Source organism: Actinoplanes sp. NPDC049316 (genome assembly GCF_040677315.1).
In the GTDB taxonomy this organism is placed as follows: domain Bacteria; phylum Actinomycetota; class Actinomycetes; order Mycobacteriales; family Micromonosporaceae; genus Actinoplanes.
Map to the genome: position 1 here is coordinate 44,147 of NZ_JBFAQM010000044.1, position 7,413 is coordinate 51,559.

A 7,413-nucleotide genomic window follows, 5' to 3' on the forward strand; every position below is an offset into this window, starting at 1 on the left:
CGTTGACATACGCTCCGGTATTCAGATACTCATTGGTATCCAAATACTCTTGGGTATGCGAGGCCCCGGATGCTTCACATCGAATCCCTGACCAAGGTCTACCGCCGAGGCGCGCGGGCCAACGACGACATCAGCCTCGACGTCCGCGCCGGGGAGGTGGTCGGGCTCCTCGGTCACAACGGCGCCGGGAAATCCACGCTGCTCGGTCAGGTCGTCGGCCTGGTGCGCCCGACCGCCGGCCGGATCGTCCTGCTCGGCCGCGATCCGGTCGCCGATCCCGCGTACGCCCGGCAGGCCTGCTCGTTCCAGCCGCAGGCGCAGGCGCCGCTCACCGGCGTCACCCCTCGTCAGGCGATCGAGATCGTCGGGCGGATCCGGGGAGGCAGCCGTGCGGACGTGCGCCGCCGTACGGCGAAGCTGCTGGCCGCTCTGGACATCGGCGAATGGGCCGACTCACCCGCGGAAAGGCTCTCCGGCGGCGCGCGGCGGCTGACCGCGTTCGGCATGGCGGTGGTCGCACCGGGGCGCCTGGTCATGCTGGACGAGCCGACCAACGACGTCGACCCGGTCCGCCGCCGCCTTCTCTGGGCTCAGATCCGGGCACTCGCCGCCGACGGCCACGCTGTCGTGCTGGTGACCCACAACATCGCCGAGGCGGAACGCACGATCGACACGGTCGCCGTCCTCGACCACGGCCGGCTGGTGGCCACGGGCTCACCAGCGGCCCTGTCCGCCGGTCGCGAGATGAAGCTGGAGATCGTGGTGCCGGCGGGGGACCTCGCCCCTCCGGAATGGTCCCGGACGGCGCGACGCGAGAGTGACCGGCTCACGCTGACCCTCGCCGAGGCGGACGCCGGTGCCGCCGTCGCATGGGCGCAGCGCTGTTCCCTCCGCTTCTCCCTCGTGCCCGCGAGCCTCGAAGACGTCTACGTCGGCCTCACCGAAGGGCAGCCCGATGCGCACCTGGTTCCGTAGCTACGTGCTGGTCGTACGGTGGACGGCCCTGCGCCTGCGTTTCGTGCTGCCGCTCGTCCTCATCGTCCAGACGTTCCTCGCGGTCGGGGTCGTCATCGGCTTCGCATACCTGATGCCCTCGGTGGACCCCGGCACAGCGCTGTACCTGTCGACCGGTGCGCCCACGCTCGGCCTCATCACCATCGGCATGGTGATGGCTCCCCAACTGGTCGCGCAGTCCAAGACCGAAGGCACCTTCACCTACAACCGCACCCTGCCCGTGCCCCGCACGGCAGTGCTCGCGGCGGATCTCACGACGTGGCTCGCCACCGGCACACCAGGGCTGGTCCTGGGCCTGCTCACCGCAGCCCTGCGCTTCGATCTGCAGCTTCGGGTCAGCCCGCTGGTGGTCCCGGCGATGCTGCTGGTCGCGCTCACCACGACCACGGTCGGCTTCGCCATCGCGTACGCGGCCCCGCCGGCGGTGACCAGCCTGGTGAGCCAGGCCCTCGTGTTCGTGGCGCTGATGTTCTCGCCCGTCACGTTCCCCGCGGAGCGGCTCCCGTTCTGGCTGGAGAACGCGCACCGGGCGCTGCCGTTCCAGTCCATGGCACAGGTCGTCCGGGAGTCGCTGACCTCACCACCCGGCGGGATCTCGGCGCTGCCGTACGCCGTGCTCGGCGCGTGGTCCGCCGCCGGCCTGGTCATCACCCTGCGAGTGATGACCAGGCGGGAATGACCGGGTCAGGCCGGGGTGCTCGTGCGGGCGAGGCCGTACGTGAGAGCGTCCGTGAGGGCCTTCCAGCTGGCCTCGACGACGTTCTCGTGCACGCCCACCGTGGTCCAGTCGCGGCCGCCGTCGCTGGTCTCGACCAGGACGCGGGTGATCGCGTTGGTGCCGTGCGAGCCTTCGAGGATGCGGACCTTGTAGTCGGCCAGCTCGAAGTTCTGCAGCTCCGGGTAGTGCTTCGACAGCGCCGTACGCAGGGCCTCGTCGAGGGCGTTGACCGGGCCGTTGCCCTCGGCGGTGGCGATCACGCGCTCGCCGCGTACCCGGACCTTGACCGTGGCCTCCGACACCACCGCGCCGTCCTCGCGGTGCTCGACCAGCACCCGGTACGACTCCAGGCTGAACGGCCGCACCAGGCCCGCACCCGGCAGCGCGTCGCGGACGAGCAGTTCGAAGGACGCGTCAGCGGCCTCGAACGACCAGCCGCCGGCCTCCAGATCCTTGACCTTGCGGGTCACCTCGGTCAGGGTGTCCGGATGGCCGGCCAGGTCCAGCCCGAGCTCACGGCTCTTGAGCTCGATGCTGGCCCGGCCGGCCATCTCGGTCACCAGGATCCGCATGTCGTTGCCCACAACCGCCGGGTCGACGTGGTTGTAGAGCAGCGGATCCACCTTGATCGCGCTCGCGTGCAGCCCCGCCTTGTGGGCGAATGCCGCGGCCCCGACGTAGGCCTGGTGGGTGTCGGGGGCGATGTTGGCGATCTCGGCGAGCGCGGTGGACACCCGCGTCGCCTTCTCGAGGCATCCGTCCGGTAGGACCTTCAGCCCGAGCTTGAGTTGCAGGTTGCTGACGACGGCGAACAGGTCGGCGTTGCCGGGCCGCTCGCCGTAGCCGTTGGCCGTGCACTGGAAGTGCTTGACGCCCGCCTCGACGGCGGCGATCGTGTTGGCCACCGCGCAGGACGTGTCGTTCTGGCAGTGGATGCCGAGCCGGTCGGCGCTCACCCCGGTGCGGGCGACGACGTCCTGGATCGCCGCGGTGACCATCGACGGCAGCATGCCGCCGTTGGTGTCGCACATGACGACCCGCTCGGCGCCGGCCTCGAACGCCGCCCGGACCACCGAGGCGGTGTAGTCCGGGTCGTAGCGGAAGCCGTCGAAGAAGTGCTCGCAGTCGACGAACGCGCGGCGGCCGTTCGCGACCAGGTGGGCGACGGTGTCCCGGACCATCGCCAGGTTCTCCTCGCCGGTGGTGCGCAGCGCGCGCTCCACGTGCCGGATGTCCGACTTGGCGACCACGCAGACGACCGGGGTCTCGGCGTCCAGCAGCGCCTGCACCTGGGGGTCCGCGGCCACGTCGACGCCGGCCTTGCGGGTCGCGCCGAACGCCACCAGCACCGCGTGCTTGAGGTTCAGCTCCGTCTTCGCGCGGCGGAAGAACTCGGTGTCCTTGGGCATCGCGCCCGGCCAGCCGCCCTCGATGAAGCCGACCCCGAACTCGTCCAGCAGCCGCGCCACGGCGAGCTTGTCGACGACCGAGTAGCTGATGCCCTCACGCTGCCCGCCGTCGCGCAGCGTCGTGTCGAACACCTGGTAGGTCATGGGGAGCGTCCTTTCGGCAGACGTGCGGACCCAACAAAAAGACCCCCCGCGGATGCGGGAGGTCTGCGCGTCGGCGAAGCGTCAGCCGGCGCGCTAGGTGCGAATAATCAGCACGGAGTGGGTCACGTACGTGAGCATGCCACCGACCGCCGGTGCGTGGGAAAGAAGTCCATCATCCGGGACGCCGAGGCTCCTCCGATGTCGCCCGCAAGAGGTAGCGCGGCCGGTCCGGGGTGAGCAGATCGACAGAGTCCGGTAGCCCTCGGGCCGGTTAGGTTGGACGGGTGGCTGCCGACCCGTACCCCCGGACCTTGTCCTTCTCCTCCAGCTACAACTTCCGAGACGTCGGCGGGTACGCCGGCCTCGACGGCCGCCCGGTCCGCTGGCGCCGGCTGTTCCGCTCCGACGCCCTGCACCGCCTCAAGGGCGCCGACCTCGAGACGTTCCAGCAGCTCGGTGTCCGTACGGTCATCGATCTGCGCCGGGTCTTCGAGATCGAGCAGCACGGCCGCGTGCCGGAAGCGGACTGGCTGGCCTACCACAACCCGGTCGTGCACCACGTCGACTGGGAGACCATCCCGTTCGCCGCGGACCTCCCGCACGACCGCTGGCTCGCCGACCGCTACCTCAACTTCATCGAGGACGGCCACGACGGGCTCGCGACCGCCCTCAGCCTGATCGCCGACCCGGAAGCCGCGCCGGTCGTCGTCCATTGCATGGCCGGCAAGGACCGTACGGGGGTGGTCTGCGCGCTGACCCTCGCGCTGCTCGGCGTCTCTGACGAGGACATCGCCGACGACTACGCGCTGACCGAGCAGGCGATGACATCGCTGACCGACTACCTGCTGCGCACCAACCCGGACGCGGTGCAGGACAAGTACCACATGTTCGAATGCCCGCAGAACGCGATGCTGTACTTCCTCGCCGACCTGCGGGAGCGGTACGGCTCGGTGGAGAAGTACGTCCGCGAGATCGGCATCAGCGGCGAGCAGGTGGCCGCGATGCGCGACCACCTGCTCGAGTCATAGTTCTTGCCTTACAGGACGCGGTGCACCCAGGCTCCTGCCCTACAGGACGCGGTGCACCCAGCCGAAGGGGTCTTCGGCGCGGCCGCGCTGGATGTCGGCCAGCTCCTGGCGCAGCGCCATCGTGACCTCGCCCGGGCCCCCGTCGGCGACCGTGAACTCGCCCTCCGGCGACTTGATCGTGCCGATCGGGGTGATGACCGCGGCGGTGCCGCACGCGAACGCCTCCCGGATGCGGCCCGACTTCGCGCCGTCGCGCCACTCGTCGATGCTCACCGGACGCTCCTCGACCCGCCGGCCGGCCCGCTGCGCCAGCTTGATGATCGAGTCGCGGGTGATGCCGGGCAGGATCGTGCCGCCCAGCGGCGGCGTCACCAGGGCGCCGTCGTCCATCACGAAGACGACGTTCATGCCGCCCAACTCGTCGACGTACTTGCGCTCCACGGCGTCCAGGTACACGACCTGGTCGCAACCGTGCTCGATCGCCTCGGCCTGCGCGGACAACCCGGCCGCGTAGTTGCCGCCGCACTTCGCCGCTCCCGTACCGCCCGGGGCCGCCCGGGTGTAGTCCGGTGTCACCCACACCGTCACCGGCTTCACGCCGCCGCTGAAGTACGCGCCGACCGGGGACGCGATGACCAGGTACAGGTATTCCATCGAGGGCCGCACCCCGAGGAAGACCTCACTCGCGTACGCGAACGGGCGCAGGTAGAGGCTGCCCTCCTCGGTCTCGGGGATCCACTTCCGGTCGATCGCGATGATCTGCCGCAGCGACTCCAGGAACGTGGCCTGCGGCAGCGCCGGCATCGCCATCCGCTGCGCGGACTGGGCGAACCGCGCCGCGTTGGCGTCCGGCCGGAACATCGCCACGCCGCCATCGGGCATCGTGTACGCCTTCAGCCCCTCGAAGATCTCCTGCGCGTAGTGCAGCACGGCGGAGGCGGGGTCCATCGGGATCGGGGCGCGGGCCTCCACGCGGGGCTCATACCAGCCTTTGCCCTCGGCGTAGCGCACGGTGACCATGTGGTCGGTGAAGATGCGGCCGAACCCGGGGTTGGCCAGCAACGTCGCGCGGTCCGCGTCGCTGACGGGCGCCGGGTTCGGACGGATCTCGAAGTCGAGGTTGTCACCACCACTCATGGCAGCTGACCTGCTTTCTCTCGCGAAGAAACGATGTGAGCATGAGGGAGCACCCGCAGTGCTCCATGAACTTACCCCGAACGGTCGTTCAAAGCCGACCGCGCGAGGGTGCGGCGCAGGCGGTTCGCAGGGGTTCGAGCGATAGATCCCGGCGGCGCGCCGGTCCGGGTGATCGGCGTCCGGCTCGGCCGGACGCGGTCCCCCTTGAGCGGGTGGCGCGTGATTCAGCGGGCTCTGCGCCGCTCCGTGGCTGACCGGTGCCGTGCGGTTATGGGCGACCGGCGCGACGCCGTCCGGCATCTCGTTTTTCGTCAGCCGGTGGGCGCCACGCCGTTCGGTGCGGTCGACCCTCACACCGTCCGGTGCTGCGCCGTCGTCGTGGCCGGTCGGGCCACGCCGTCCGATCGCGCGGCGTCGTTCGACGCCCATCGGCGCAGCGCCGTTCGACGCCCATCGGCGCAGCGCCGCTTCATGCTGCGCCGATCGGTGGCAGTCAACCCTGCGCCGCCCTTGTGGCCGGTCGGGCCACGACGTCCTGCCGCGCGGCGCCGTCCTGCCGCGCTGCGCCGTTCGGTCGGCACCAGGCGGTTCGGTGGTCGTCGCCGCCCCGCGGCGGGATGGGATCAGGCGGCCGCGGTGGCGGCGACCCGGTCCCCGACCTCGGCGGTACGCAGCGGCGCCCCCGGCGTGCGGGAGGCGACCTCGGCCGCGACCGCCTCGGATACTCGCCGGGCCTCCTCGGGGTGGCCGAGGTGCTCGAGCAGCAGGGCGGCGGAGAGAATGGCGGCAGCCGGGTCGGCGATGCCCTGGCCGGCGATGTCGGGCGCGGATCCGTGCACCGGCTCGAACGTCGACGGGTACTTGCGCTCCGGGTTGACGGAGCCGCTGGCGGCCATGCCGATGCCGCCGGTGACGGCAGCGGCGATGTCGGTGAGGATGTCGCCGAACAGGTTGTCGGTGACGATGACGTCGTAGCGCTGCGGGTTGCTCACCATGAACATGCTCGCGGCGTCGACGTGCTGATACTCGGTGGTGACCTCGGGGAACTCCGCGGCGACGGCCTGGAACGTCCGCGCCCACAGCCCACCGGCATGGGTGAGCACGTTGGTCTTGTGCACCAGCGTGAGATGCCGGCGCTCACGGCGCTGTGCCCGGGCGAACGCGTCCCGGACGACACGCTCGACGCCGTGCCGGGTGTTCAGGCTCTCCTCGGTGGCGATCTCGGCGGGGGTGTCCCTGTGCAGGACGCCGCCGGCGCCGACGTACAGCCCTTCGGTGCCCTCGCGGACCACGACCATGTCGATCTCGCCGGGCTTGAGTCCGGCGAGCGGGCTCACCGTGCCGGGCCACAGCCGGGAGGGGCGCAGGTTCACATACTGGTCGAAGTCGAACCGCAGCTTCAGCAGCAGGCCCCGCTCGAGCACACCCGGCGGAACGCTGGGGTCACCGATCGCACCGAGCAGGATCGCGTCGTGGCCGGCCAGCTCCTCCTGCACGGACTGCGGAAGGACCTCGCCCGTCCGGTTGTAGAGCCGGGCGCCCAAGTCGTACTCGTTGTAGTCGGCACCGGGAAGCACGGCCTCGATCACCTTGCGCGCCTGCGCGGTCACCTCGGTCCCGATGCCGTCACCGGCCACCACCGCGATCCGCGCCACCGTCACGTCCACTCCCTCTATCGGTCCGACCCGGTCGAGCGTAGCGGGCCGTCCCGATCTCCGGTACGGCGGTCTCAAAGTGTGGTGAGTCATCGTTCAGGCGCCGGGTCCGCTGCGGACACTACGCCTCCGGCGGCGTGGGCGGTGGCTGGTGCTCGCTGTGGCCGATGCGGGCTTGGACCGCTGCGTCGGCCGCTGTCACGGCAACTGGCGCGGCTCTATCAGCGGGTGGCGGCCAGCGGCGGGCGGGCGGGGGAGAACGCCCAGCCCTGCTTGAGCCCGGAGATGAACGACGGCAGCGAGGCCGG

At 70.7% G+C, this 7,413-nt stretch carries 6 protein-coding genes; 3 read left to right on the forward strand and 3 right to left on the reverse strand.

Features of this window, described 5'->3' with window-relative positions; all coding sequences use genetic code 11:
• Positions 1–69: 69 nt before the first annotated feature.
• Positions 70–975, forward strand: coding sequence for an ABC transporter ATP-binding protein (locus AB0K03_RS38580; RefSeq protein ID WP_364696241.1), 906 nt, complete (start codon positions 70–72; stop codon positions 973–975).
• Complete coding sequence (locus AB0K03_RS38585; RefSeq protein WP_364696244.1) at positions 956–1,693, forward strand: ABC transporter permease; 738 nt, start codon at positions 956–958, stop codon at positions 1,691–1,693. Before AB0K03_RS38580 ends, AB0K03_RS38585 begins: the two co-directional genes overlap by 20 nt.
• 5 nt (positions 1,694–1,698) lie before the next feature.
• On the opposite strand, the gene cimA is transcribed toward AB0K03_RS38585, so the two are convergent.
• The gene (cimA, locus tag AB0K03_RS38590) at positions 1,699–3,285 is read right to left on the reverse strand and encodes a citramalate synthase (RefSeq protein ID WP_364696247.1); all 1,587 of its coding nucleotides are present in this window, start codon (positions 3,283–3,285) and stop codon (positions 1,699–1,701) included.
• Positions 3,286–3,569: 284 nt separating this feature from the next.
• Here cimA and AB0K03_RS38595 point away from each other — a divergent pair, with 284 nt between their 5' ends.
• Positions 3,570–4,313 (forward strand): tyrosine-protein phosphatase, encoded by a 744-nt coding sequence (locus tag AB0K03_RS38595; protein WP_364696250.1) that lies wholly within the window; start codon positions 3,570–3,572, stop codon positions 4,311–4,313.
• A gap of 39 nt (positions 4,314–4,352) precedes the next feature.
• Here the strand turns inward: AB0K03_RS38595 and AB0K03_RS38600 are convergent, their stop codons facing one another.
• Together AB0K03_RS38600 and AB0K03_RS38605 are read right to left on the reverse strand one after the other, a co-directional pair.
• Positions 4,353–5,450, reverse strand: coding sequence for a branched-chain amino acid aminotransferase (locus tag AB0K03_RS38600; protein ID WP_364696253.1), 1,098 nt, complete (start codon positions 5,448–5,450; stop codon positions 4,353–4,355).
• A 623-nt stretch (positions 5,451–6,073) separates the two neighbouring features.
• Positions 6,074–7,105, reverse strand: coding sequence for a 3-isopropylmalate dehydrogenase (locus tag AB0K03_RS38605; protein WP_364696265.1), 1,032 nt, complete (start codon positions 7,103–7,105; stop codon positions 6,074–6,076).
• Between the last annotated feature and the right edge of the window lie 308 nt (positions 7,106–7,413).

Bases quoted from the DNA above. Each gene is read 5' to 3' on its own strand.
- AB0K03_RS38580 (WP_364696241.1), top strand. From the start codon at position 70: ATGCTTCACATCGAATCCCTGACCAAGGTCTACCGCCGAGGCGCGCGG.
- AB0K03_RS38585 (WP_364696244.1), top strand. From the start codon at position 956: ATGCGCACCTGGTTCCGTAGCTACGTGCTGGTCGTACGGTGGACGGCC.
- cimA (WP_364696247.1), bottom strand. From the start codon at position 3,285: ATGACCTACCAGGTGTTCGACACGACGCTGCGCGACGGCGGGCAGCGT.
- AB0K03_RS38600 (WP_364696253.1), bottom strand. From the start codon at position 5,450: ATGAGTGGTGGTGACAACCTCGACTTCGAGATCCGTCCGAACCCGGCG.